Source organism: Pseudomonas sp. NY15437 (genome assembly GCF_048068435.1).
GTDB classification, from domain to species: domain Bacteria; phylum Pseudomonadota; class Gammaproteobacteria; order Pseudomonadales; family Pseudomonadaceae; genus Pseudomonas; species Pseudomonas nitroreducens_B.
On record NZ_JBLUQC010000002.1, the window covers coordinates 504,412 to 527,661 of the forward strand.

Genomic DNA, 23,250 nt, shown 5'->3' on the forward strand with positions numbered 1-23,250 from the left:
GTCCTCAACGCAGTTTCAACGTGGCCAGGCCGATCAGCACGAGAATCACCGTGATGATCCAGAAGCGCACGATCACGCGCGGCTCCGGCCAGCCCTTGAGTTCGAAGTGGTGGTGGATCGGCGCCATGCGGAACACCCGCTTGCCGGTCAACTTGAAGGAGGCGACCTGGATCACCACCGACAGGGTTTCCATGACGAACACGCCGCCCATGATGAACAGCACGATTTCCTGGCGCACGATCACCGCGATGGTGCCCAGCGCGGCGCCCAGCGCCAGCGCGCCGACGTCGCCCATGAAGACCTGCGCCGGGTAGGTGTTGAACCAGAGGAAGCCCAGCCCCGCACCAACGATGGCGGCACAGAAGATGATCAGCTCGCCCGCGCCCGGCACGCTCGGGATGAACAGGTATTCGGCGAATTTGATGTTGCCCGACAGGTAGCAGAAGATCCCCAGCGCACCGCCGACCATCACGGTGGGCATGATGGCCAGGCCATCGAGGCCGTCGGTGAGGTTCACCGCGTTGCTCGAACCGACGATCACGAAATAGGTCAGCACGACGAAGAAGATGCCCAGCGGGATCTCGACGTTCTTCAGCATCGGCACGATCAGGGTGGTCTCGACCGGCGTTTCGGCCGTCATGAACAGGAAGATCGCCGCGCCCAGGCCGAATACCGACTGCCAGAAATACTTCCAGCGGCTCGGCAGGCCACGGGAGTTCTTCTCGATCACCTTGCGGTAGTCATCCACCCAGCCGACGGCGCCGAACAGCAACGTGACGGCCAGCACGACCCACATGTAGCGGTTCGACCAGTCGGACCACAGCAGGGTGCTGATGGCGATGGCGGTGAGGATCAGCGCGCCACCCATGGTCGGCGTGCCTTTCTTGGACAGGTGCGATTGCGGGCCGTCGTTGCGCACGGCCTGGCCGATCTGACGGATCTGCAGGGTGCGGATCATCCACGGGCCCAGCCACAGCGACAGGGCGAGTGCGGTCAGCACGCTCAGGATGCCGCGCAGGGTCAGGTACTGGAAGACGCCGAAGCCCTTGTAGAACTGTTGCAGGTACTCGGCGAGCAGCAGCAGCATTTAGTGACTCTCCTCGGAGGTACCGCACAACGCCGCGACGACCTTGTCCATCGCCGCGCTGCGGGAACCCTTGATCAGAATGGTGGTTGACGATGCTTCGTCGGCCAGGGCGTCGATCAGGCTGGCCTGATCGGCGAAATGCCGGCCCGCGGAACCGAACGCCTGCACGGCGTGGCTCATCAACGGTCCGACGGCATAGAGCGCGGTGACTTTGCCAATGGCGTAAGTTCCCACTTCACGGTGGGAAGATTCCGCCCAGGCACCCAACTCGCCCATGTCCCCGAGGACCAGAACGGTCCGGCCGGAAAAGCCGGCGAGTATATCAATCGCCGCGCAGATTGAAGCCGGATTGGCGTTGTAGCTGTCGTCGATCACACGCATGCCATTCGTCGCCAGCTGCGCTGCGGCGCGCCCCTTGACTGGCTGCAGGTTCTGCAAGCCGGAGACGATCCCGACCAGCGGCACGCCAAGGGCGTGAGCGGCAGCAGCGGCGGCCAGCGCGTTTGTGACGTTGTGCTCACCCAGGAGATTCAGCTGAACGGCAGCCTCGCCGGCCGGGCCGTGCAGGGTGAATCCCGGGCAGCCTCGGGCGTCGCGCTTCAGGTCACTGGCGCGGAAGTCGGCACGCTTGTCATGCAGGCCGAAACTGGAGACGCGGCGGCCGGCAGCGCGGGTTTGCCAGGTATCGAAGGCCTTGTCATCGCGATTGAGGATGGCCACGCCATCGTCGGCCAGCCCTTCGAGGATCTCGCCCTTGGCCAGGACGATCTTGTCCTGGCCGCCGAACTCGCCGACGTGGGCGGTGCCGGCGTTGGTGATGATGGCGACCTGCGGACGGGTCAGCGCCACGGTGTAGGCGATTTCGCCGACACGGTTGGCTCCCAGCTCGATGACCGCGCTCTGGTGCTCCGGAGCCAGCTGCAGCAGGGTCAGCGGCGCACCGAGGTCGTTGTTCAGGTTGCCGCGGGTGGCCAGGACGTCGCCCTGGGTCCGCAGGATGCTTGCCAGCATTTCCTTCACGGTGGTCTTGCCGCTGGAGCCGGTGACGGCGGCGACACGGCCGGTGAAGGCGGCACGGTTCAGCGCGCCGAGTTGGCCGAGCGCGATACGGGTGTCTTTCACCACCAGTTGGGGCAGCGGTGCGTCGGCGACTTCGCGCTCGACCAGGGCGGCAACCGCGCCCTTGGCGGCGACGTCGGCCAGGTAGTCGTGGCCGTCGAAACGCGGGCCGGTCAGGGCGATGAACAGCTGGCCGGGCACAATGGCGCGGCTGTCGGTGCTGACGGCGTCGAAGCGGGCGTCGGCACCGGCCACGCGGCCATTCAGGGCGCCGGCGATTTCGTTGAGCGAAAGGGGCTTAATCACGCTTCACCTCCCAGGCAGCCAGCGCCTCGGCGGCTTGGTCCAGATCGGAGAACGGGTGGCGAACACCGTCGATCTCCTGGTAATCCTCATGCCCCTTGCCAGCCAGCAGCACGACGTCATCGGCGCCGGCGGAGGCAATCAGGCGGGCAATGGCCTCGCCACGACCGGGAACAAACGCCACCGCGTCGGGCTTGGCGAAACCGGCACGGATATCGGCGATGATCGCTTCGCTCTTCTCGGTGCGCGGGTTGTCGTCGGTGACCAGCACGCGGTCGGCGTGCTGCTCGGCGATCTGCGCCATGATCGGGCGCTTGCCGCTGTCGCGGTCACCACCGCAGCCGAACAGGCAAAGCAGTTGGCCATGTACGTGCGGGCGCAGGGCCAGCAGGACTTTTTCCAGCGCGTCCGGCGTGTGGGCGTAGTCGACGACCACCAGCGGCTTGTCGCCGCCGCCCAGACGCTGCATGCGGCCCACCGGCCCTTGCAGTTGCGGCAGCACCTTGAGGACGTCGCCCAGCGGGTAGTCCAGGCCCAGCAACGCGCCGACCACGGCCAGCAGGTTGCTCAGGTTGAACTGGCCCAGCAGCGCACTGCGCAGCAGGCCTTCGCCCTGCGGCGTGACGATCTGCGCCTGCACGCCGGCGTCGCTGAACTGCGCTTCGCGGCAATAGATATAGGCCGACGGGTCGCTGAGGCTGTACCCCATCAGGCGGGATTCGTGGGACTCGCCCGCCAGTTGGCGGCCGAAGTCGTCATCCAGGTTGATGACCCGGCAACGCAGGCCCGGCCAGGCAAACAGCTTGGCCTTGGCGGCGCCGTAGGCTTCCATCGTGCCGTGGTAGTCCAGGTGGTCGCGCGAGAGGTTGGTGAACACCGCCACGTCGAAGCCCAGCGCCGCGACGCGGCCCTGCTCCAGCCCGTGGGAGGACACCTCCATCGCAACGGCCTTGGCGCCAGCCTGCTTCAGGCGTGCCAGGGTCGCTTGTACCGCCAGCGGGTCGGGGGTGGTGTGACGACCGCTTTCCAGCGCGCCGTAAAAACCCGTGCCGAGCGTGCCGACGATGCCGCAACGTTCGCCGAGCAGGTCCAGTGCCTGGGCCACCAGCTGGCTGACGCTGGTCTTGCCGTTGGTGCCGGTAACGCCGACCAGCTCGACACCGCGGCTCGGCTCGCCATAGAAGCGGCCGGCAATGGCGGAGAGCTGTTTGGCGAGGCCCTTGATGGCAATCATCGGCACGTCGCTGGGCGGCAGATCCACGGCGCCTTCCGCTTCGTAGGCAACGGCGGCGGCGCCCTGGGTGAGCGCTGCGGCAATGTGCGCGCGGCCATCCTGGCGCCCACCCGGCACGGCCAGGAACAGGTCACCCGGCTTGACGGTGCGGCTGTCCAGGGTCAGCTCACGGATCAGTTCGCCGCTTTCGGCTTGCGGCAGCAGTTGGTTCAGGCTCATCGGCATCAGCCACGCCCTCCTTTGGCAGCGGGCGCAGCATCAGCTTGTTGCTGCGGGGTGGCCGGCAGGTTGTCCGGCGGCACGTTCATCAGGCGCAGCGTGCCGGACATCACCTTGCTGAACACCGGCGCGGAGACCAGGCCACCGAAATAGCCGGCCTTGCTGGGTTCATCGATGACCACCACGGCGACGTAGCGCGGGTTGTTCATCGGCGCGAAACCGGCGAACAGGGAGCGGTAGGAGTTCTCGGCATAGCCCTTGGCGCCGGTCGCGGTCTTGCGCGCGGTACCGGACTTGCCAGCCACGTGATAGCCCGGCACCTGGGCGCGGTACACGCCGTTGGGCGCCTCGATCACTTGCTGGAGCATGCCCTGCATGGTCTTGGCGACCGGCTCGGGGATTACCTGGGTAGCCTCCGGCTGACGGTCGGCGCGGACCATGGTCAGCGGCACGCTGCGGCCGTTGTTGGCCAGCGCCGCGTAGGCATGGGCCAGCTGGATGGCGGTAACCGACAGGCCGTAGCCGTAAGACAGCGTGGCCGTCTCAGCCTTGCGCCACTCCCGGTAGTTCGGCAGGTTGCCCACACGCTCGCCGGGGAAGCCCAGGCCGGTATCCTGGCCGAGGCCGACCTTCTGCATCAGGCTATAGATAGCTTCGCCGCCGATATCGAAGGCCACCTTGCTCATGCCCACGTTACTGGAGCGGATCAGGATGCCGGTGAGGTCCAGCACCGGCCCTTCGGTACGGGACACGTCACGAATGGTGTAGCGGCCGATCTGCAGCGTACCGGGGTACACCTCGACCTTGTCGGTGGGTTTCCAGCGGCCGGTTTCCAGCGCCGCGCTCATGGAGAACGGCTTCATGGTCGAACCCGGCTCGAACACGTCGATCATGGCGCGGTTGCGCATCATCGCCGGCTGCAGGTTGCGACGGTTGTTCGGGTTGTAGGTCGGCTGGTTGGCCATGGCCAGCACTTCGCCGGTCTTCACGTCGAGAATCACCAGGCTGCCGGCCTTGGCGCCGTTCTCCACCAGCGCGTTGCGCAGCTCGCGGTTGGCGAGGTACTGCAGGCGCAGGTCGATGGACAGGGCGAGGGTCTTGCCGGCCTTGGCGTTGCGGGTGACCTGCACGTCACGGATCAGGTGTCCGCGGCGGTCCTTGAGCACCTGGCGCTTGCCCGGCACACCGGCCAGCCAGCTGTCGAAGGCCAGTTCCACGCCTTCACGGCCACGGTCGTCGACGTCGGTGAAGCCCACCACCTGGGCGGCAACTTCGCCGGACGGGTAGAAGCGGCGGAACTCCTCGACCGAGTAAACCCCCGGAATACGATGAGTCTTCACCTGGGCCATCACGGCCTCGCCCTGCTCCGGGGTCAGGCCTCGTACCAGATAGATGAATTCCTTGTCGGCGTTCGCATCCAGACGCTCGGACAGCGCCGCCTTGGGCTGTCCCAGCGCGTCGGCGAGGAAGCCCCACTTCTCGCGCTCAAGCACCAGTTCCTTGGGGTTGGCCCACAGCGTAGCCACCGGCGTACTGACGGCCAGCGGCTCGCCGTTACGGTCGGTGATCAGGCCGCGGTGCGCGGGAATGGAGATGTGCCGCACGCTGCGCGCATCGCCCTGGCCCTTGAGGAAGTCGTGGTCGATGACGTGGAGGTCGACGATGCGCCAGGCGATCGCCGCCACCATCGCCAGCAACAAGGCGATGACGACGCGGAAGCGCCAGGGATAACGAGCGCCGGCCAGGTCTCTCATGGCGCCACCATGATGATTTCGGTCGGATCGGGCACGCGCATCTTCAACTGGTCGGTCGCCAGGGCTTCGATGCGGCTGTGGGCCGTCCAGGTGCTCTGCTCGAGAATCAGGCGGCCATACTCGGCCTGCGCCTTGTCGCGCACGTTGAGCTCGGTGTACAGCGAGTTGAGCAACTGGCGGTTCCAGTACGCGCTGTAGGAAACGGAAATAGCGGACAGCAGTACGCCGATGAACAGCAGCAGCATGAAGAAGCTGCCGGTCGGCAGGCGCTTGGAGAAGAGACGGCTCATCTGAGCTTCTCCGCGATGCGCATGACCGCACTGCGCGAGCGCGGGTTGGCCTTGAGCTCGGCTTCGGAGGCGTAGACCGGCTTGCCGATCAGCTTCAGGCGCGGCTCGAAGGGCTTGACCTGGATCGGCAGGTTGCGCGGCAGGTTGTCCGCTTCGCCCTTCACCTGCTTGCGCATGAACTGTTTGACGATACGGTCTTCCAGCGAGTGGAAGCTGATCACCACCAGGCGACCGCCGATGGCCAGGCCTTCCAGGGCAGCCTCAAGGCCACGCTCCAGATCGCCCAGCTCGTTGTTGATGAAGATGCGCAGTCCCTGGAAGGCGCGGGTCGCCGGGTTCTTGCCCTTCTCCCAGGCCGGGTTGGCCTCGGTGATCACGGCGGCCAGGTCGGCGGTGCGCTCGAACGGCTTTTCCGCCCGGCGCTGCACGATGGCGCGCGCCATGCGCTTGGCGAAGCGCTCCTCACCGTAATCCTTGAACACGCGGGCGATCTCGTCTTCCGCGGCGGTGGCGATCCACTGCGCGGCGCTGACGCCCTGGTCGGGGTTCATGCGCATGTCCAGCGGGCCGTCGTTGAGGAAGCTGAAGCCACGCTCGGGGTCATCCAGCTGTGGCGAGGACACGCCCAGGTCCAGCAGAACGCCATTCACGCTGCCCTGCAGGCCGCGCGCGGAGAACTCCTCACCCATCTCGGCGAAGGACCGTTGCACAATGACGAAGCGGCCGTCTTCGGCCGCCAGTGCTTTTCCTGTCGCGATCGCTTGCGGGTCCTTGTCGAACCCGAGCAGTTGACCACCCGGGCCAAGCCTGCCGAGCAAGGCCCGGCTGTGCCCTCCCCTGCCGAAGGTACCGTCCACATAGCGGCCGCCCTCCAGGGGGGCCAGCGCTTCGACGGCCTCCTCGAGTAGAACGGTGATGTGTTGGAAGGTACTGGTCACAGGCAGGCTCACAGAATAAGGTCGCGCAGTTCATCCGGCAGGCCGCCGGGTTCTTTGATGGCTGCGAGGTCGGCCTCGGCAAGCGCATTCCATTTGTCTTCGTCCCACAACTGGAACTTGTTCAGCTGGCCGACCAGCATCGCCTTCTTGTCCAGCCCTGCGTATTCGCGCAGACGCGGCGGAACGAGAAAACGCCCGGCGCTATCGAGCTCCAGGTCAACGGCATTACCAATCAGCAAACGCTGCAGGCGCCGCGTCTCTTCACGCAGCGAGGGCAGTTCGCGCAGCTTGGCTTCGATGAGTTCCCATTCCGGGAGGGGGTAGACAGTGAGGCAGGTGTCGACGGCATCGATGGTGACGATGAGCTGGCCATTGCAACGCGAAACGAGCTCGTCACGATACCGACTCGGCATCGCGAGGCGCCCTTTGGCGTCGAGACTGATGGCGTTAGCTCCGCGAAACACGTCAGCGCTTCCCCTGTGGTTGGCTATCCATGCCTGTTGATCCCACTTTTACCCACTTCATACCACTTCCGCACACTATAGAAATCCGCGCTCCCCACCGTCAAGGCAAGCCAGATGGGAAAAATCCTTATAGGACCGAGATTTAGCGTGCTTTTAAGAGGTTCGGGGAGGAATTTGACGCGCTAGAAAAGAGAAAAGCCCAGTGTTTTCAAAACACTGGGCTTTCATACTTAAAGTGATTTCTTAAGTTTTAAACTTCTTCCGGTCCGCGACAAATGGTCATGTGGGAAGAAGTGGAGAAAAAAGGCTGAGAGTCGATCTGTAAGCCGGGTTCTGTCGAGGACAGCCATTCCTCTGGGACATACATCACTGCATGCCTCAAGCGATCTACCCGAACCCAACGCGGGCCGCGCCAATGGGTTCCTATTTGATCTTGCTCCGAGTGGGGTTTACCTAGCCACGAACTGTTGCCAGCCGTGCGGTGCGCTCTTACCGCACCTTTTCACCCTTACCGGCGCTTGCGCGCTTAGGCGGTTATTTTCTGTGGCACTTTCCGTAGGCTCGCGCCTCCCAGGCGTTACCTGGCACTCTGCCCTGTGGAGCCCGGACTTTCCTCCACCCCATGGTGGAACACCACGAGACAGCGACTGTCCAATCGACTCTCAGTCCGCAAGGTTAGCGGCTGACGACGCTCAGGACAAGCTCAAGCCTTGCCCTGACGCTCCAGCGCGATCTGATAAAGCTGGTTCTTGCGCGCCCCCGTGATCTCGGCGGCCAGCGCAGCAGCGCGTTTGACCGGCAGCTCCGCCAGCAGCAGGTCCAGCACGCGCAGCGTCTGGGCATCCAACGCCTCATCCCCTTCGGGCGCAGGCTTGCCGGCCACCAGCAGCACACATTCGCCGCGCTGCTGATTGCTGTCGGCGGCGACGAACTCGCGCAACTCCCCCAGCGGCAGCCCCTTGAGCGTTTCGAAGGTCTTGGTCAGCTCGCGCGCCAGCAGCGCCGGCCGTTCGTCGCCCAAGATCGCCGCCATGTCCTCGATGCACTCCAGCACGCGATGCGGCGCCTCGTAGAAGATCAGGGTGCGCGGCTCGTCCAGCAGCGCTTCCAGGCGCCCACGACGCCCAGCCGCCTTGGCCGGGAGAAAGCCTTCGAAAACGAAGCGGTCCGATGGCAGGCCGGCTGCGGACAGCGCCGCGATCAGCGCGCAGGCGCCCGGCACCGGGACGACCGCAATGCCCGCCGCGCGCGCCTGGCGCACTAGGTGGTAGCCGGGATCGGAAATCAGCGGCGTCCCCGCATCGGAAATCAACGCGACGTCCTCGCCCGCCTGCAACTTGTTGAGGAAGCGGCCGCCCTGCTCCCGCTCGTTGTGCTCGTGACAGGCCGCCAGCGGCGTCTGGATGCCGAAATGCTGCAACAGCCGCACTGAGTGCCGCGTGTCTTCGGCGGCGATCAGCGCCACGTCAGCCAGCACCTTCAGCGCCCGCGCACTGATGTCGTCCAGGTTGCCAATGGGAGTGGCCACCACATAGAGAGTGCCAAGGGTCACGCGCTAACCTCGCCGTATGTATCTCAAAAAGCCGCATTGTATCCCGATTCCGGCAGCCGCCATCGCGTCCCCTTCCCCGCTTGGGTACAATCGGCAGCTCTTTGAATGCGTCACGAGAAGCCCGATATGATCGCTCGCCTGCGTCCGCTATCCGCTCTGTTCCTGGCCGGCATGCTCGCCGCCTGTGCGTCCTCCCCGTCGTCCAATCTCGGCGAACTGCCGCGCACGCCGGACGCCAGCATCGAACAGCTGCTGCAGCAGGCCTCCACCGCCAAGCCGGACGACGCCGCCGTCCTGCGCCTGTCCGCTGCTGACCTTGCCTATAAGCAGAAGGATATCGGCCGCTCCACGCAGATCCTCGACCAGATCCCGCTGGACAGCCTGAAGCCCGCCCAGCAGGTGTTCGCCAGCACCCTGCGCGCCCAGCTGGAACTGGCCCGCAACAAGACCAAGGCCGCGCTGAAGGCTTTTGACCACCCCAGCTTCCAGCGCCTGGGCGAAATGCCCGTGGACCTGCAAGCCCGCGCCGGCATGGTCAAATCCCTCGCCCTGGCCGCCGACGGCCAGGCCCTGAGCGCCGCCCGCGAACGCGTGTTCATCGACCCGTTGCTCAACGCCGAGGCGAGTAAGGTCAACCACGAAGAGATCTGGAAGCTGGTTTCCAGTCTGCCGGTCGACCAGATGCAGGCCAACAGCAACGAAGGCGACCTGAACGGCTGGCTGCAACTGGCGCGCATCACCAAGACGTCCTCGACCCTGAAGGAACAGCAGTCGAACATCGACAACTGGGTCGCGCAGAACCCGGACCACCCGGCTGCCAAGCAACTGCCGGAAGCCCTCACCAAGCTGAAGTCCCTGGCCGCCCAGCCGCTGAACAAGATCGCCCTGCTGCTGCCGCAGCAAGGCCAGCTCGCCTCCGTCGCCAAGGCCCTGCAGGACGGCTTCATCGCCGCCCACTACCAGGCGCAGCAGAGCGGCCAGCCGCAACCGGCGATCAAGCTCTACGACAGCAGCCAGCTGCGCTCGCTGGACGAGTTCTACCGCCAGGCCCAGGCCGATGGCGTACAACTGGTCGTCGGCCCGCTGGAGAAGAACCTGGTCAAGCAGATGAGCGCCCAGCCGCAACTGCCGATCACCACCCTGGCCCTGAACTATGCCGACAGCAACCAGGAAGGCCCGGCGCAACTGTTCCAGTTCGGCCTGTCTGCCGAGGATGAAGCCCGCGAAGTCGCCAACCGCGCCTGGAGCGATGGCATGCGCCGCGCCGTTGCCCTGGTGCCGCGTGGCGAATGGGGCGATCGCGTCCTCGCCTCCTTCAGCCGCAACTGGCAGGCCGCCGGCGGCACCCTGATCGCCTCCGAACATGTCGACCAGCCGGTGGAACTGGCCCGCCAGATCGCCGACCTGCTGCAACTGCGCCAGAGCGAAGGCCGCGCCAAGCGCCTGCAGGGCGTGCTCGACAGCAGCGTCGACACCCAGCCGTCGCGCCGCCAGGACATCGACTTCATCTTCCTCGCCGCCACGCCGCAGCAGGCCCGCCAGATCAAGCCGACCCTGGCCTTCCAGTACGCGGGCGACCTGCCTGTGTATGCCACCTCCAACCTGTACAGCGGGACGAACAACCCGGCCCAGGATCAGGACCTGAACGGCATTCGCTTCTGCGAGACTCCGTGGCTGCTGAATCCGAACAACGCCCTGCGCCAGCAGGTCGCCAGCCAATGGCCAGCCGCCAACGGCAGCCTCGGCCGCCTGTACGCCATGGGCGCCGACGCCTACCAGCTGGCGCCGCGCCTGCCGGAGCTCAAAGCGGTACCGAGCATGCAGCTGGACGGCCTCACCGGCACCCTGAGCGTGAGCGCCGGTCAGCGCGTGGAGCGCCGCCTGCCCTGGGCCGAGTTCAAGAACGGCCAGGTCCAGCCGCTGGAGAACAGCGGTATTTGATCGGCAACAGCCCTACCCAGAAGGCCGGGCGACAGGCTGAAGCCGCCGCCCTGGCCCATCTGCAGCAGCATGGATTGCGCCTCCTGGCGCAGAACTGGATGTGCCGCCGAGGCGAGCTCGATCTGGTCATGCTGGACGGCGATACAGTAGTATTCGTCGAAGTTCGCTCCCGCCGGCATTCCGCCTGGGGAGGAGCGCTGGAAAGCGTCGACTGGCGCAAGCGTCAGCGCCTGACCATCTCCGCCGAACTCTTCCTGCAACAGAATGCCCGCTGGAGCAGCCATCCCTGCCGGTTCGACATCGTCGCCATCGACGCTCGCACCCCAGGCTGCGCAGGGCATTTGAACTGGATTCCCAACGCTTTTGACACCTGATCAGACGCCCGACGAAAGGTCACACCTGATGGACATGCAATCCCGTATCCGCCAGCTCTTCCATGCCAGCATCGAGACCAAGCAACAGGCCACCGAGGTGCTCATCCCGCATATCGAGCAGGCCAGCATGGTCATGGTCAATGCCCTGCTGAACGAGGGCAAGATTCTCTCCTGCGGCAATGGCGGCTCCGCCGGCGATGCACAGCACTTCTCCTCCGAACTGCTGAACCGTTTCGAGCGCGAGCGCCCGAGCCTGCCGGCCGTCGCCCTGACCACCGACAGCTCGACCATTACCTCGATCGCCAACGACTACAGCTACAACGAAGTCTTCTCCAAGCAGATCCGCGCTCTGGGCCAACCGGGTGACGTGCTGCTGGCGATTTCCACCAGCGGCAACTCCGCGAACGTCATTCAGGCGATCCAGGCCGCACATGATCGCGAAATGGTTGTCGTAGCTCTGACCGGCCGCGACGGCGGCAACATGGCATCGCTGCTGCTGCCCGAGGACGTGGAAATCCGCGTTCCGGCCAAGGTCACTGCACGCATCCAGGAAGTCCACCTGCTGGTGATCCATTGCCTGTGCGACCTCATCGACCGTCAACTGTTCGGGAGTGAAGAATGACCCGTACCCCTCTGATCGCAGCCGCTCTGGCCGTGACCATGGCACTGGGTGGCTGCACCAGTTTCGTCAGCGCCACCCGCGACAAGCCGATCGACGATGACAAGGGCACCCGCACCCTTGGCAGCAAGATCGACGATTCGCTGATCGAAACCAAAGTGGCCGTGAACGTCGCCAAGGCCGATCCGGATCTCGACCGCAATTCCCACATCGTGGTGATCAGCTACAACGGCGTGGTGCTGCTGGCCGGCCAGACGCCGCGCGCCGACCTGAAGAACAAGGCCGAACAGGCCGCCAAGGAAGTGCAGAAGGTCAAGACCGTGCACAACGAGCTGCAGATCCTGCAGCCCTCCTCCCTGGCTGCTCGTAGCAACGACACCTGGCTGACCACCAAGATCAAGAGCCAGATGCTCGCCGATGCGAACGTGCCCTCGACCCGCATCAAGGTCCTGACCGAGAACGGCATCGTCTACATGCTGGGCCTGGTGACCCGCAAGGAAGGCGACCTGGCCACCCAGGTGGTCCAGGGCGTGGACGGCGTGCAGAAGATCGTCCGCCTGTTCGAGTACATCGACTGATCACTCGATCGCAGGCATGAAAAAGGCGACCCTCGGGTCGTCTTTTTTATTACTTCACCACTTTCAAGCTGGGCCGGCCACTGGGGCGCGGCGGCTCGTCGGAGGGGCCGTCATCGGGCAGATCCTCGTCGTCGGTCGGCACCGGCGGCTCCAGGTCGAAGACCATGCCCTGGCCGTTCTCACGGGCGTAGATAGCCATCACCGCCTGGGACGGGATGTAGAGGCTCTGGGCGACGCCGCCGAAGCGACCTTCGAAGCTCACCGCCTCGTTGTCCATCTGCAGATGACGCACCGCGGTCGGCGAGACGTTGAGCACGATCTGGCCGTCACTGGCGTAGCCCGGCGGCACCCGCACGCCCGGGTACTCGGAGTTCACCAGGATATGCGGCGTGCAGCCGTTGTCGACGATCCACTCATAGAGGGCTCGCACGAGGTAGGGACGACTGGAGTTCATCATCAGGCTCCTTAGCGCATATCACGTTCGATAGAGGACAGGCTCGCACGGAAAGTTTCTCGCGAGAACTGCCGCTCCATGTAATCCAGTAGCGGCTTCGCCGGCCTCGGAAGCTCGATACCCAGAATCGGCAGACGCCAGAGGATCGGCAGCAGGCAGCAATCCACCAGGCTCAACTCGTCACTGAGGAAAAACGCCTTGTCGGCGAACAGTGGCGACACACCTGTCAGGCTCTCACGCAACTCCTTGCGCGCCAAGGCTCGTTCGGCGTCCTTGCGGCGGGTATCGAGGATGCGATCCACCAGGCTGCACCAGTCGCGCTGGATGCGGTGCATCAGCAAGCGGCTGTTGGCGCGAGCCACCGGATAGACCGGGAGCAACGGCGGATGTGGATAACGCTCATCGAGGTACTCCATGACCACTGTCGACTCGTAGAGCGCGAGATCGCGATCGACCAGCGTCGGCAGACTGCCATAGGGGTTCACTTCGGCGAGCTTGGCCGGGATGTTGCCGGCGGGGACGTCGATGATATCGGCGACGACGCTCTTCTCCGCCAGCACCAGGCGCACGCGGTGGCTGTAATGGCAGGCAGGGTCGGAGAAGCAGGTGAGCTTGTTGATTGCGGCCATGCCGCGCGCCTCCTCGCAGGATCTTCTTGTGGGAGGTAGAAAAACGCACGCGCGCCCCGTAGGGCGCGCGCTTGTTACTACGACGGATGGTGCTTAGTGCACGTCCTTCCAGTATTCGCGCTTGAGCAGATAGGCGAACACGAAGAAGAAGGCCAGGAACAGCAGAACGTAGGTGCCGATGCGGTGAGAATCCAGCTTGTTCGGGTCAGCCGAATAAGCCAGGAAGGTCACCAGGTTCTTCACCTTCTCGTCGAACTGGGCTTCGGTCAGCTGGCCGGACTTCGGCACGATGGTCAGCTGATCGCAGGCCTCGTGGGTCAGCGGAGTACCGGTCAGGGGATCGTACTGCTTCTTGCCATCCTCGACGACCTGAACCTGCTTGCAACCGATGACCTGGCGGCCCTGCAGGCTGACCAGCACGTTCGGCATGCCGACGTTCGGGAAGACCTTGTTGTTCACGCCCCACGGACGCTTGGGATCTTCGTAGAACGAACGCAGGTAGGTGTACAGCCAGTCGGTACCACGAACGCGAGCGACCAGGGTCAGGTCCGGCGGCGCAGCGCCGAACCATACCTTGGCGTCAGCCGGCTTCATGCCGATGTCCATGTGATCACCGATCTTCGCGCCGGTGAACACCAGGTGACTCATCATCAGCTCTTCCGGGATACCCAGATCACGGCCGACACGCTCATAACGCTGGAACTTGGCGCTGTGGCAGCCCATGCAGTAGTTGGCGAAGGTACGCGCGCCATCCTGCATGGCAGCCTTGTCGGTCAGGTCGATATCGACGCGATCCAGGGCCGGGCCATGTCCTTCGGCGGCGAAGCCGAAGACAGGCAGCAGAGCCAGAACAAATGCAGCGAATTGCTTTTTCATCAGCCAGTCACCCTTTCCGGAACCGGTTTGGTTTTCTCCATCCGGGTGTAGAACGGCATCAGGATGAAGAAGGCGAAATACAGAATGGTGCACAGGCGCGACAGCGTAGTGCCCAGCGGCGACGGCGCTTGCGAGCCGTAGTAGCCGAGAACGACGAAGGACACCGCGAAGATCACCAGCCAGATCTTGCTCAGCCAGCCCTTGTAGCGGATCGAGCGAACCGGGCTACGGTCCAGCCACGGCAGCACGAACAGCACGGCGATGGCGGCACCCATGGCGATGACGCCCATCAGCTTGTCCGGAACGGCGCGCAGGATGGCGTAGAACGGAGTGAAGTACCAAACCGGCGCAATGTGATCCGGGGTCTTGAACTGGTTCGCCATCTCGAAGTTGGGCTTCTCGAGGAAGAAACCGCCCATTTCCGGGAAGAAGAAGATCACGGTGCAGAAGACGAACAGGAAGACCACCACGCCGACGATATCTTTCACGGTGTAGTACGGGTGGAACGGAATGCCGTCCAGCGGGATGCCGTTCTCGTCCTTCTTCTTCTTGATATCGACGCCGTCGGGGTTGTTCGAGCCGACTTCGTGCAGCGCCAGGATGTGCAGCACGACCAGGCCGAGCAGGACGATCGGCAGGGCAATCACGTGCAGGGCGAAGAAGCGGTTCAGGGTGATGCCGGAGATCAGGAAGTCACCACGGATCCACTGGGACAGGTCTTCGCCGATTACCGGAATGGCGCCGAACAGCGAGATGATCACCTGGGCCCCCCAGTAGGACATCTGGCCCCAGGGCAGCAGGTAGCCCATGAAGGCCTCGGCCATCAGGGCGAGGTAGATCAGCATGCCGAAGATCCACACCAGTTCGCGCGGCTTCTGGTAGGAGCCGTAGAGCAGGCCGCGGAACATGTGCAGGTAGACGACCACGAAGAACGCCGATGCACCGGTGGAGTGCATGTAGCGGATAATCCAGCCGTAATCCACATCGCGCATGATGTACTCGACGGACGCGAACGCTTCTTCGGCCGACGGGGTGAAGCTCATGGTCAGCCAGATACCGGTGAGGATCTGGTTAACCAGGACCAGCAGTGCGAGGGAGCCGAAGAAGTACCAGAAGTTGAAGTTCTTCGGGGCGTAGTACTTGCTCAGATGGTCTTCCCACATCTTGGTCGCGGGGAAGCGGGCATCGACCCAAGCCATGAACTTGTTCATCAGGCTTTCTCCTGGTCCACACCGATGGTCAACTCGTCACCATCAAGCGAATAGGGCGGAATCGGCAGGTTCAGGGGCGCGGGCTGCCCCTTGTAAACGCGGCCGGCGAGGTCGTAATGGGAGCCGTGGCAGGGGCAGAAGTAGCCACCCTTCCAGTCCGGACCGAGGTCCGCGGGAGCGACTTCCGGGCGGAAGGTCGGCGAGCAACCCAGGTGGGTGCAGATACCGACGATCACGGCCAGCTCAGGCTTGATCGAACGCAGCTTGGGATCGACGTACGCCGGCTGCTCCGAGGCTTTCGACTCGGGGTCGGACAACTGGCCTTCGAGGGTCGGCAGCGCGTCGAGCATTTCCTTGGTGCGATGCACCAGGAAAACGGGCTTGCCCCGCCACTCGGCCACGACCTGCTGGCCCGGCTCGATCTTCCCTACGTTGACCTTCACCGGCGCGCCAGCGGCCTTCGCCTTGGCACTGGGGAACCATGACCCCACGAACGGGACCGCAGCTCCGACCGCTCCTGCCGCACCGACCACCGAGGTGGCCGCGACAAGGAAGCGACGCCGGCCTGCATTCACGCCGTCATTACTCATTCAGTCGTCTCCCATCAGCTTCAAGCCTGTTCAAATCAGGCTTTTAAGTAAAAATTCGAGCCGCGCAAAAAATTCGCCAAATGGTAAAGAAAAGCCCTTGTGATGACAAGGTAATAGCCTGTCACACAACCCTTGGAACCCTTGCGCCGCGCGGCTTGCGCGGATGCGACACCTTGCCGCACGAACTTATTGAAGACATAAAAAAACGCCCAGTCCAAAGGAACTGGGCGTTTTTTTTCGAAGCGTCGTATTAACGCTTGGAGTACTGCGGACGCTTACGCGCTTTGCGCAGACCGACTTTCTTACGCTCAACTTCACGAGCGTCGCGAGTGACGTAGCCAGCTTTACGCAGCGGGCTGCGCAGGGTCTCGTCGTACTCGATCAGGGCGCGGGTGATACCGTGACGGATCGCACCGGCCTGGCCGCTTACACCACCGCCAACGACGGTAACGTAGATATCGAACTTCTCGGTGTTCTCGGTCAGCTCGAGCGGCTGACGGACAACCATGCGAGCGGTCTCACGACCGAAGAACTGCTCGATAGTGCGGTTGTTGATGGAGATCTTGCCAGTGCCCGGACGCAGGAAGACGCGAGCGGTAGCGGTCTTACGACGGCCAGTGCCGTAATTTTGAGTCGCCGACATAATGAGCTATCCCGTTAAATCTTCAGTTCTTGAGGCTGCTGAGCGGTGTGCGGGTGGTTGGCACCCTTGTACACTTTCAGCTTGCGGTACATGTCGCGGCCCAGCGGGTTCTTCGGCAGCATGCCTTTGACGGCAGTCTCGATAACACGCTCAGGAGCCTTGGCGATCAGCTTCTCGAAGTTGATCGACTTGATACCGCCCGGGAAGCCCGAGTGATGGTAGTACATCTTGTCGGTAGCTTTGGCGCCAGTGACACGAACCTGCTCGGCGTTGATGACGACAATGTAGTCGCCAGTGTCAACGTGCGGGGTGTATTCCGGCTTGTGCTTGCCGCGCAGGCGGGTAGCAATCTCGGTAGCCAGACGACCCAGGGTCAGGCCAGCAGCGTCGACGACGAACCAGTCGCGCTTAACAGTTTCTGGTTTCGCGGTATAAGTTTTCATTCGTTATAGCCTCAGGGGCCGCCTGAAAATAAGACGGCGAATCTTACTGGACAGTGGTTGCCTTGACAAGTCAAGGACAGCCGAAGACAGACACGAATTGGGGCTCGGGTCGGTGTGCGTCCGTAACGACTAGATGTATCGATCGGCAGGCTTGGCATCCCCCACCGATGAAAGGCTGCGGAATTATGCAGATTCCGGCAGAATTTTCAACCGTATGACGCACTTGTTTTCATGAGGAGATCTGCATGGAGTACCGCCCGCTCGGCCGCACCGAACTGAAAGTCAGCGCCCTCTGCCTGGGGACCATGACCTGGGGCGAGCAGAACACGCAAGACGAGGCTTTCGCGCAGATCGAGCGGGCCAAGGCCGCCGGTCTGAATTTCATCGATACCGCGGAGATGTACCCGGTGCCGCCGCGCGCGCAGACCTACACCCGCACCGAACAGATCATCGGCAACTGGTTCGCCCGGCGCGGCGATCGCGCCGACTGGGTGCTGGCCAGCAAGATCGCCGGCCCCGGCAACGCCATCAGCCACATCCGTGACGGCCAGCCGAAGCTCGACCGCAAGAATATCGTCGCGGCGCTCGATGGCAGCCTCAAGCGCCTGCAGACCGACTGGATCGATCTCTACCAGTTGCACTGGCCCGAGCGCAGTACCAACTTCTTCGGCCAGTTGGGCTACCAGCACAAGGAAGAAAGCTTCACGGCGCTGGAAGACACGCTGGAAGCGCTCGACGAGCAGGTGCGCGCCGGCAAGATCCGCCACGTCGGCCTGTCCAACGAAACGCCCTGGGGCACCATGCGCTTCCTGCAGATTGCCCAGGAGCGTGGCTGGCCGCGCGCCGTGTCGATCCAGAACCCCTACAACCTGCTCAACCGCAGCTTCGAGGTGGGCCTTGCGGAAATCGCCATCCGCGAACAGATCGGCCTGCTGGCGTATTCGCCCATGGCCTTTGGCATGCTCTCGGGCAAGTACTTCGGCGGCGCGCGCCCGGCCAACGCGCGGATCAGCCTTTTCAGCCGCTTCACCCGCTACACCAACCCGCAGAGCGAAAGCGCCTGCGACCGCTATGTGACACTCGCCCGGGAGCATGGCCTGGACCCGGCGCAAATGGCCCTGGCCTTCGTCACCAGCCGGCCGTTCGTGACCAGCAACATCATCGGCGCCACCAGCCTCGAGCAACTGGACGCCAACCTCGGCAGCTTCGACCTGAAGCTCTCCGACGAGGTGCTGGCCGGCATCGAGGCGATCCACAAGGACCAGCCCAACCCGGCGCCTTGAGCCTTTCGCAGGAGCGAGCCTGCTCGCGAACCGCCTGACACCCCAGTGCCAGCGAAGTGTTCGCGAGCAAGCTCGCTCCTACGGACGTCTGCCGGTCACAGCGCGCGGGCGATGATCTCCTTCATGATCTCGTTGGTGCCGGCATAGATGCGCTGCACGCGGGCATCGGCCCAGGCGCGGGCGATGGGGTATTCCCACATGAAGCCGTAGCCGCCATGCAACTGCACGCACTCATCGAGCACCTTGCACTGCAGGTCGGTGGTCCAGTACTTGGCCATGGCCGCGGTGGGCACATCCAGCTTGCCTTCCAGGTGCTGCTCCAGGCAGCGGTCGACGAAGACGCGGCCGACCTGGATCTCGGTGGCCATTTCCGCGAGCTTGAAGCGGGTGTTCTGGAAATCAGCAACGGATTTTCCGAAAGCCTTGCGGTCGCGCGTGTAGTCCAGCGTCCATTTCAGCGCCGCCTCGGCCGACGCCAGCGCGCCGAGCGCCACGGTCAGGCGCTCCTGGGGCAGTTCCTGCATCAGGTAAATGAAGCCCTGCCCGTCCTTGCCCAGCAGGTTTTCCTTCGGAATGCGCACGTCCTGGAAGAACAGCTCGGAGGTGTCCTGGGCCTTCATGCCGACTTTTTCCAGGCGCTTGCCCTTGGTGAAGCCCGGCGTGCCCGCCTCCACCAGGAACAGGCTGGTGCCCTTGGCGCCCGCCTTGGGGTCAGTCTTGGCGACCACGATGACCAGGTCGGCCAGCCAGCCGTTGGTGATGAAAGTCTTCGAACCGTTGATCACGTATTCGTCGCCATCCAGCACGGCGGTGGTCTTCACGCCCTGCAAGTCGGAGCCGGCGCCCGGCTCGGTCATGGCGATGGCCGAGACCATCTCGCCGGATACCAGCTTGGGCAGATAGCGCTGTTTCAGCTCCTCGCTGCCGTAGTGGAGGATGTACGGGGCGACGATGTCCGAATGCAGCGAGAAGCCGATACCGGTCAGACCCAGGCGACCGATCTCCTCGATCACCACCGCGCTGTAGAGGAAGTCCGCCGCCATGCCGCCGTAGGCCTCGGGCAGGTGCGAGCAGAGCATCCCGGCCTCGCCGGCCTTGTTCCACAGCGTGCGGTCGATGTGACCGTCCTTCTCCCACTGGGCGTGGAAGGGCACCGCCTCCTGTTCGAGGAACTTGCGGACGCTGTCGCGGAACAGCTCGTGGTCGGAACTGAACAGGGTTCTGGGAATCATGCGGTGCACCTGCGGATCGGTTGTTGGCGTTATTGGAAGGCCGACTGTAGGCCAGCGCGAACCGCTCTGCACTGGACACTTTCGCCAAAAAATAAGACGATCCAGCCGCATCATGACCGCTTTAGCGTCATGCCAAGACATCCATAAGAAGTACAAGAACCGATGCCCAATCCCGCTTCCCGCATGCTGCGCCGCGTCAGCATACTCGCCACCCATGGTGTCTTCGGCTCGACGCTGATGCAGGCCAAGGACTTCTTCCACATGGCCGCCCTGCGCCATGGCCGGCAACAGGGGCTCGGTCTGCAACCCAGCTTCGAAACCCGCATCGTCAGCCCCGACGGCCAGCCCGTGATGAGCTTCAGCGGCGACCTCCTGCCGGTGCACGGCGCCCTGGACGAACCGGAGCTGATCATCCTTCCGGCCTTCTGGGGCGACTTCGACGAACTGCTGACCCTCTACCCGCAGGTGCTGCCCTGGCTGCGCGAGCGCCATGCGGCGGGCTGCGTCCTGTGCGGCGAGGTGTCCGGCGTGTTCTGGCTCGCCGAAGCCGGCCTGCTCGACGGCAAGGAAGCGACCACCTACTGGCGATTCTTCCGCGAGTTCGCCGAGCGCTATCCCACGGTGCTGCTCAACCAGGACAAGCACATCGCCGACGCCGACAACATCTACAGCGCCAGCGGCCTGACCTCGGTGCGCGACCTGTACATCTACCTGATCGAGCACTTCTGCGGCGCCGCCGTGGCCCAGGGCGTCGCCCGCGACATCCTCTACGAAGTGCAGCGGACCTACACGCCGGGCCGCCTGGGCTTCGGCGGACAGAAGCTGCACCACGACCCGGCGATCCTGCAGATCCAGCACTGGCTGGAGGAGCATTTCTTCGACAAGTTCCGCTTCGAAGACGTGGCCCGGGAGCACGGCATGAGCATTCGCAACTTCATGCGGCGCTTCCAGGCGGCCACCGGCGACAAGCCGCTGCATTACCTGCAGCGCTTGCGCATCGAGACGGCGCGCAACCTGCTGTCCACCACCCGCAAGAGCATCAAGACCATCAGCTACGAAGTCGGTTACGACGACGCCAGCTTCTTCGCCCGCCTGTTCAGGCAGCACACCGGGCTGTCGCCCAACCACTACCGACGCCAGTACGAACAGAAGGACGCCTGAAACAGGCCATCCCTAGGATGGGTTCACGGACTCAGGCGCCGCCCTATGATCGGGGCAGCACCTGACAACAAGAACCCATCGGGATATCGCCATGCGCCACTTTCTGCTTGCCCTGCTGGCCGCCTTCAGCCTGAACGCTGTGGCGGACGACACCTGGAAACCCTTCCCCTACGACCAGAGCGCCTTCGACTACAGCGGCGACAAGCTGCGCGAGGCCTGGCCACGACTGACCCGCGGCTTCGGCGCCCACTATCCCTTCCCGGATGCGGACTGGGTGGTCAGCATGGCCACGAAGCATCCCGACGCCCTGGAGAAGACCGTGGCCGCCGGCACCGGCTTCAGCGGCAAGCCGGAAGAAGCGCAGGTCTACGCCGAGAAGCTGCAGGACGTCTGGCGCAAGGTGTTCCGCGGCGACTTCGCCCAGGCCAAAAAGGATGGCCTGGCGCTCGGCGTCGGCGGCCAGGTGCCCGGCCTGTTCGCCCAGGTGCTGTACGCCATGTTCCTCGCGCCGACTCAGGACGAGAAGCAGCGCCTGCTGGAGGAAGTCATCAGCTACACCGACGAGGCCGGCCCGTTGCTCAATGCCGACCCCATCGCCCAGTTCGGTCGCGCCTACGCCAAGGCCCGCCTCGCCGAAGACCTGCCGGTGCCGGTGGTGCTCAAACGCGGCTACACCAGCGATATTCCCAAGGAACTGGACGCCCTGCTGGCACAGCAGCCGAACCAGCCGTTCGCCCTCGCGCTCTATGGCGGCTACGAGGCCGGCGTGATCCGCAAGGTCGGCAAACTGGTAGGCAAGATGACCTACGGGGTCAGCGCGGACAAGATGGAGCAGTACTTCGCCCGCTCCTTCCGCGCCGCGGACGACCTGCCCATCGGCCACTACGAGTACGCCAACGCGCTGGGCTATGTGTATGGCGAGGACGAAGAGCAGAAGGCGCTGGAACAGCTGAAGAAGGCCGTGGCGATCAAGCCGATCAACGCCATGGAGGCACTGGAGGTGACCCATGCCCAGCAACTGCTGATGAAGGCGCAGCAGGAGATGGCCCAGCGCTGATCGCTGCTGTCACGCGGGATGGCTTTACGTAGGAGCGAGCTTGCTCGCGAACATTTCCCGGCAGCTGCAGTGCTGGGCGGTTCGCGAGCAAGCTCGCTCCTACGAAGAGCCAAAACGAAAAAGGCTGCCCTTGGGCAGCCTTTTCATTCACCTGGCCATCAGGGGCGGTGCGGACGGCTCAGGTATTCGTGGGACTGCATTTCCAGCAGACGGCTCAGGGTGCGCTGGAATTCGAACTCCAGGCGACCACCGGTGTACAGGTCCTTGAGCTCCACCTCGGCGGAGAGGATCAGCTTGACGTTGCGGTCGTAGAACTCGTCCACCAGGTTGATGAAGCGGCGGGCCATGTCGTCCTTGGCCACGTTCATCTGCTCGACGTTGGAAATCAGGATGGCGTGGAAGATCTTCGCCAGCTCGATGTAGTCGTTCTGGCTGCGCGGGCCGTCGCATAGCTCGCGGAATTCGAACCAGGCCACGTCATCGCAGGTGATGCGCGCGCGGATCTCGCGATTCTCGATCATCAGCGCGTCGTCGCGGGTGGCCGCGGCGCATTCCGGGGTCAGCGCCTTGAAGTCGCGGGTCATGGCCTGCTCGGCTTGCTCCGACAACGGCCAGTGGTACAGCTCGGCCTGTTCCAGGGCACGCAGGCGGTAGTCCACGCCGCTGTCGACGTTGACCACCTCGGTGTACTGCTTGACCAGGGCAATGGCCGGCAGGAAGCGGGCGCGCTGCAGGCCGTCCTTGTACAGGCCGTCCGGCACGATGTTGGAAGTCGCCACCAGGCTGACGCCGTTCTTGAACAGCTCTTCCAGCAGGGTCGCGAGGATCATCGCATCGGTGATGTCGGAGACGAAGAATTCGTCAAAGCAGATCACCCGGGCCTCGTCGGCGAAACGCTTGCCGATGATGGTCAGCGGGTTCTTCTCGCCCTTGAGGGTCTTCATTTCCTCGTGGACGCGCTTCATGAAGCGGTGGAAGTGCGTGCGCATCTTCTGCTTGAACGGCAGCGCCTCGAAGAAGGTATCCACCAGGTAGGTCTTGCCGCGACCGACGCCGCCCCAGAAATACAGGCCCTTCACCGGCTCCTGGGTCTTCTTGCCCAGCAGCTTGCCGAACAGGCCGGACTTGCCCTTGTCGGCAGCGACCAGGTCGTCGTAGAGGCGTTGCAGGTGCTTCACGGCGTTCGCTTGGGCGGCGTCGTGGAAGAAATCGGGGCGTTTGAGGTCTTCCTGGTAGCGCTGAAGAGGCGTCATGATCGG

24 protein-coding genes and 1 other RNA gene are annotated in these 23,250 nt (G+C 63.9%); 7 read left to right on the top strand and 18 right to left on the bottom strand.

The genetic code is table 11. The features are described from left to right. Positions 1-4 precede the first annotated feature (4 nt). The 9 genes from mraY to rsmI all read right to left on the bottom strand — a co-directional run bounded on the left by mraY (position 5) and on the right by rsmI (position 8,900). On the bottom strand, positions 5-1,087 hold the full coding sequence (gene mraY / locus ACNFIA_RS06385) for a phospho-N-acetylmuramoyl-pentapeptide-transferase (protein ID WP_259759403.1): 1,083 nt from the start codon (positions 1,085-1,087) through the stop codon (positions 5-7). Then, positions 1,088-2,452 carry a UDP-N-acetylmuramoyl-tripeptide--D-alanyl-D-alanine ligase gene (locus ACNFIA_RS06390; RefSeq protein ID WP_416783507.1) on the bottom strand — a complete coding sequence of 455 codons (1,365 nt, stop codon included), beginning with the start codon at positions 2,450-2,452 and terminating at the stop codon, positions 1,088-1,090. After that, positions 2,445-3,908 carry a UDP-N-acetylmuramoyl-L-alanyl-D-glutamate--2,6-diaminopimelate ligase gene (locus ACNFIA_RS06395; RefSeq protein WP_416783509.1) on the bottom strand — a complete coding sequence of 488 codons (1,464 nt, stop codon included), beginning with the start codon at positions 3,906-3,908 and terminating at the stop codon, positions 2,445-2,447. Before ACNFIA_RS06395 ends, ACNFIA_RS06390 begins: the two co-directional genes overlap by 8 nt. Then, a complete protein-coding gene (locus ACNFIA_RS06400; protein ID WP_259759400.1) occupies positions 3,908-5,656 on the bottom strand; it encodes a peptidoglycan D,D-transpeptidase FtsI family protein in 1,749 nt (582 codons plus the stop codon). Before ACNFIA_RS06400 ends, ACNFIA_RS06395 begins: the two co-directional genes overlap by 1 nt. Then, positions 5,653-5,946 carry a cell division protein FtsL gene (ftsL, locus tag ACNFIA_RS06405; RefSeq protein ID WP_259759399.1) on the bottom strand — a complete coding sequence of 98 codons (294 nt, stop codon included), beginning with the start codon at positions 5,944-5,946 and terminating at the stop codon, positions 5,653-5,655. Before ftsL ends, ACNFIA_RS06400 begins: the two co-directional genes overlap by 4 nt. Continuing rightward, positions 5,943-6,884, bottom strand: a complete 942-nt coding sequence (gene rsmH / locus ACNFIA_RS06410; RefSeq protein WP_259759398.1) for a 16S rRNA (cytosine(1402)-N(4))-methyltransferase RsmH — start codon at positions 6,882-6,884, stop codon at positions 5,943-5,945. The genes ftsL and rsmH overlap by 4 nt, the downstream gene beginning before the upstream one ends. Before the next feature lie 8 nt (positions 6,885-6,892). Then, positions 6,893-7,348, bottom strand: a complete 456-nt coding sequence (mraZ, locus tag ACNFIA_RS06415; protein WP_259759397.1) for a division/cell wall cluster transcriptional repressor MraZ — start codon at positions 7,346-7,348, stop codon at positions 6,893-6,895. Between the two features lie 306 nt (positions 7,349-7,654). Beyond that, positions 7,655-8,011, bottom strand: an RNA gene (gene rnpB, locus ACNFIA_RS06420) — RNase P RNA component class A. 40 nt (positions 8,012-8,051) lie between these two features. Beyond that, positions 8,052-8,900 carry a 16S rRNA (cytidine(1402)-2'-O)-methyltransferase gene (rsmI, locus tag ACNFIA_RS06425; RefSeq protein ID WP_416783513.1) on the bottom strand — a complete coding sequence of 283 codons (849 nt, stop codon included), beginning with the start codon at positions 8,898-8,900 and terminating at the stop codon, positions 8,052-8,054. Between the two features lie 126 nt (positions 8,901-9,026). On the opposite strand from rsmI, the gene ACNFIA_RS06430 reads away from it, so the two are divergent. Genes ACNFIA_RS06430 through ACNFIA_RS06445 form a run of 4 tightly spaced genes read left to right on the top strand, consistent with a single transcriptional unit; the run spans position 9,027 to position 12,412 of the window. Continuing rightward, positions 9,027-10,841: a penicillin-binding protein activator gene (locus ACNFIA_RS06430; RefSeq protein WP_416783514.1), complete on the top strand. Its 1,815-nt coding sequence runs from the start codon at positions 9,027-9,029 to the stop codon at positions 10,839-10,841. After that, positions 10,838-11,215 carry a YraN family protein gene (locus ACNFIA_RS06435; protein WP_259759394.1) on the top strand — a complete coding sequence of 126 codons (378 nt, stop codon included), beginning with the start codon at positions 10,838-10,840 and terminating at the stop codon, positions 11,213-11,215. The genes ACNFIA_RS06430 and ACNFIA_RS06435 overlap by 4 nt, the downstream gene beginning before the upstream one ends. A gap of 28 nt (positions 11,216-11,243) precedes the next feature. Beyond that, positions 11,244-11,837: a phosphoheptose isomerase gene (locus ACNFIA_RS06440; RefSeq protein ID WP_017518113.1), complete on the top strand. Its 594-nt coding sequence runs from the start codon at positions 11,244-11,246 to the stop codon at positions 11,835-11,837. After that, a complete protein-coding gene (locus tag ACNFIA_RS06445) occupies positions 11,834-12,412 on the top strand; it encodes a BON domain-containing protein (RefSeq protein ID WP_259759393.1) in 579 nt (192 codons plus the stop codon). The genes ACNFIA_RS06440 and ACNFIA_RS06445 overlap by 4 nt, the downstream gene beginning before the upstream one ends. A 49-nt stretch (positions 12,413-12,461) precedes the next feature. Here the strand turns inward: ACNFIA_RS06445 and ACNFIA_RS06450 are convergent, their stop codons facing one another. The 7 genes from ACNFIA_RS06450 to rplM form a co-directional block, all read right to left on the bottom strand. Continuing rightward, positions 12,462-12,866, bottom strand: coding sequence for a ClpXP protease specificity-enhancing factor (locus ACNFIA_RS06450; RefSeq protein ID WP_207883732.1), 405 nt, complete (start codon positions 12,864-12,866; stop codon positions 12,462-12,464). A gap of 11 nt (positions 12,867-12,877) precedes the next feature. Then, the gene (locus tag ACNFIA_RS06455) at positions 12,878-13,495 is read right to left on the bottom strand and encodes a glutathione S-transferase N-terminal domain-containing protein (protein WP_259759392.1); all 618 of its coding nucleotides are present in this window, start codon (positions 13,493-13,495) and stop codon (positions 12,878-12,880) included. A gap of 93 nt (positions 13,496-13,588) precedes the next feature. After that, on the bottom strand, positions 13,589-14,371 hold the full coding sequence (locus tag ACNFIA_RS06460) for a cytochrome c1 (RefSeq protein ID WP_259759391.1): 783 nt from the start codon (positions 14,369-14,371) through the stop codon (positions 13,589-13,591). Continuing rightward, entirely contained in the window at positions 14,371-15,582 is a 1,212-nt protein-coding gene (locus ACNFIA_RS06465; protein WP_138521295.1) for a cytochrome b, read from the bottom strand. Before ACNFIA_RS06465 ends, ACNFIA_RS06460 begins: the two co-directional genes overlap by 1 nt. Further along, positions 15,582-16,172: a ubiquinol-cytochrome c reductase iron-sulfur subunit gene (gene petA / locus ACNFIA_RS06470; RefSeq protein WP_259759390.1), complete on the bottom strand. Its 591-nt coding sequence runs from the start codon at positions 16,170-16,172 to the stop codon at positions 15,582-15,584. Before petA ends, ACNFIA_RS06465 begins: the two co-directional genes overlap by 1 nt. 250 nt (positions 16,173-16,422) lie before the next feature. After that, a complete protein-coding gene (gene rpsI, locus ACNFIA_RS06475; RefSeq protein ID WP_259759389.1) occupies positions 16,423-16,815 on the bottom strand; it encodes a 30S ribosomal protein S9 in 393 nt (130 codons plus the stop codon). Positions 16,816-16,829: 14 nt separating this feature from the next. After that, entirely contained in the window at positions 16,830-17,258 is a 429-nt protein-coding gene (gene rplM, locus ACNFIA_RS06480) for a 50S ribosomal protein L13 (RefSeq protein WP_015475857.1), read from the bottom strand. 245 nt (positions 17,259-17,503) lie between these two features. On the opposite strand from rplM, the gene ACNFIA_RS06485 reads away from it, so the two are divergent. Beyond that, the gene (locus tag ACNFIA_RS06485; RefSeq protein ID WP_416783519.1) at positions 17,504-18,541 is read left to right on the top strand and encodes an NADP(H)-dependent aldo-keto reductase; all 1,038 of its coding nucleotides are present in this window, start codon (positions 17,504-17,506) and stop codon (positions 18,539-18,541) included. 95 nt (positions 18,542-18,636) lie between these two features. On the opposite strand, the gene ACNFIA_RS06490 is transcribed toward ACNFIA_RS06485, so the two are convergent. Beyond that, positions 18,637-19,782 (bottom strand): acyl-CoA dehydrogenase family protein, encoded by a 1,146-nt coding sequence (locus tag ACNFIA_RS06490; RefSeq protein WP_259759387.1) that lies wholly within the window; start codon positions 19,780-19,782, stop codon positions 18,637-18,639. A gap of 252 nt (positions 19,783-20,034) precedes the next feature. Between ACNFIA_RS06490 and ACNFIA_RS06495 the strand changes: the two genes are divergently transcribed. Together ACNFIA_RS06495 and ACNFIA_RS06500 are read left to right on the top strand one after the other, a co-directional pair. After that, positions 20,035-20,934 (top strand): GlxA family transcriptional regulator, encoded by a 900-nt coding sequence (locus tag ACNFIA_RS06495; RefSeq protein WP_259759563.1) that lies wholly within the window; start codon positions 20,035-20,037, stop codon positions 20,932-20,934. Positions 20,935-21,025: 91 nt separating this feature from the next. Continuing rightward, a complete protein-coding gene (locus tag ACNFIA_RS06500) occupies positions 21,026-21,991 on the top strand; it encodes a hypothetical protein (RefSeq protein ID WP_416783520.1) in 966 nt (321 codons plus the stop codon). A 158-nt stretch (positions 21,992-22,149) separates the two neighbouring features. Here the strand turns inward: ACNFIA_RS06500 and zapE are convergent, their stop codons facing one another. Further along, a complete protein-coding gene (zapE, locus tag ACNFIA_RS06505) occupies positions 22,150-23,244 on the bottom strand; it encodes a cell division protein ZapE (RefSeq protein WP_416783521.1) in 1,095 nt (364 codons plus the stop codon). Positions 23,245-23,250 lie beyond the last annotated feature (6 nt).

Coding starts and splice junctions, on each gene's coding strand:
- mraY (WP_259759403.1), bottom strand. CDS start 1,087: ATGCTGCTGCTGCTCGCCGAGTACCTGCAACAGTTCTACAAGGGCTTC.
- ACNFIA_RS06395 (WP_416783509.1), bottom strand. CDS start 3,908: ATGCCGATGAGCCTGAACCAACTGCTGCCGCAAGCCGAAAGCGGCGAA.
- ACNFIA_RS06400 (WP_259759400.1), bottom strand. CDS start 5,656: ATGAGAGACCTGGCCGGCGCTCGTTATCCCTGGCGCTTCCGCGTCGTC.
- ftsL (WP_259759399.1), bottom strand. CDS start 5,946: ATGAGCCGTCTCTTCTCCAAGCGCCTGCCGACCGGCAGCTTCTTCATG.
- ACNFIA_RS06430 (WP_416783514.1), top strand. CDS start 9,027: ATGATCGCTCGCCTGCGTCCGCTATCCGCTCTGTTCCTGGCCGGCATG.
- ACNFIA_RS06440 (WP_017518113.1), top strand. CDS start 11,244: ATGGACATGCAATCCCGTATCCGCCAGCTCTTCCATGCCAGCATCGAG.
- ACNFIA_RS06445 (WP_259759393.1), top strand. CDS start 11,834: ATGACCCGTACCCCTCTGATCGCAGCCGCTCTGGCCGTGACCATGGCA.
- ACNFIA_RS06450 (WP_207883732.1), bottom strand. CDS start 12,866: ATGAACTCCAGTCGTCCCTACCTCGTGCGAGCCCTCTATGAGTGGATC.
- ACNFIA_RS06455 (WP_259759392.1), bottom strand. CDS start 13,495: ATGGCCGCAATCAACAAGCTCACCTGCTTCTCCGACCCTGCCTGCCAT.
- ACNFIA_RS06460 (WP_259759391.1), bottom strand. CDS start 14,371: ATGAAAAAGCAATTCGCTGCATTTGTTCTGGCTCTGCTGCCTGTCTTC.
- ACNFIA_RS06465 (WP_138521295.1), bottom strand. CDS start 15,582: ATGAACAAGTTCATGGCTTGGGTCGATGCCCGCTTCCCCGCGACCAAG.
- petA (WP_259759390.1), bottom strand. CDS start 16,172: ATGAGTAATGACGGCGTGAATGCAGGCCGGCGTCGCTTCCTTGTCGCG.
- rpsI (WP_259759389.1), bottom strand. CDS start 16,815: ATGTCGGCGACTCAAAATTACGGCACTGGCCGTCGTAAGACCGCTACC.
- rplM (WP_015475857.1), bottom strand. CDS start 17,258: ATGAAAACTTATACCGCGAAACCAGAAACTGTTAAGCGCGACTGGTTC.
- ACNFIA_RS06485 (WP_416783519.1), top strand. CDS start 17,504: ATGGAGTACCGCCCGCTCGGCCGCACCGAACTGAAAGTCAGCGCCCTC.
- ACNFIA_RS06495 (WP_259759563.1), top strand. CDS start 20,035: ATGGCCGCCCTGCGCCATGGCCGGCAACAGGGGCTCGGTCTGCAACCC.
- ACNFIA_RS06500 (WP_416783520.1), top strand. CDS start 21,026: ATGCGCCACTTTCTGCTTGCCCTGCTGGCCGCCTTCAGCCTGAACGCT.
- zapE (WP_416783521.1), bottom strand. CDS start 23,244: ATGACGCCTCTTCAGCGCTACCAGGAAGACCTCAAACGCCCCGATTTC.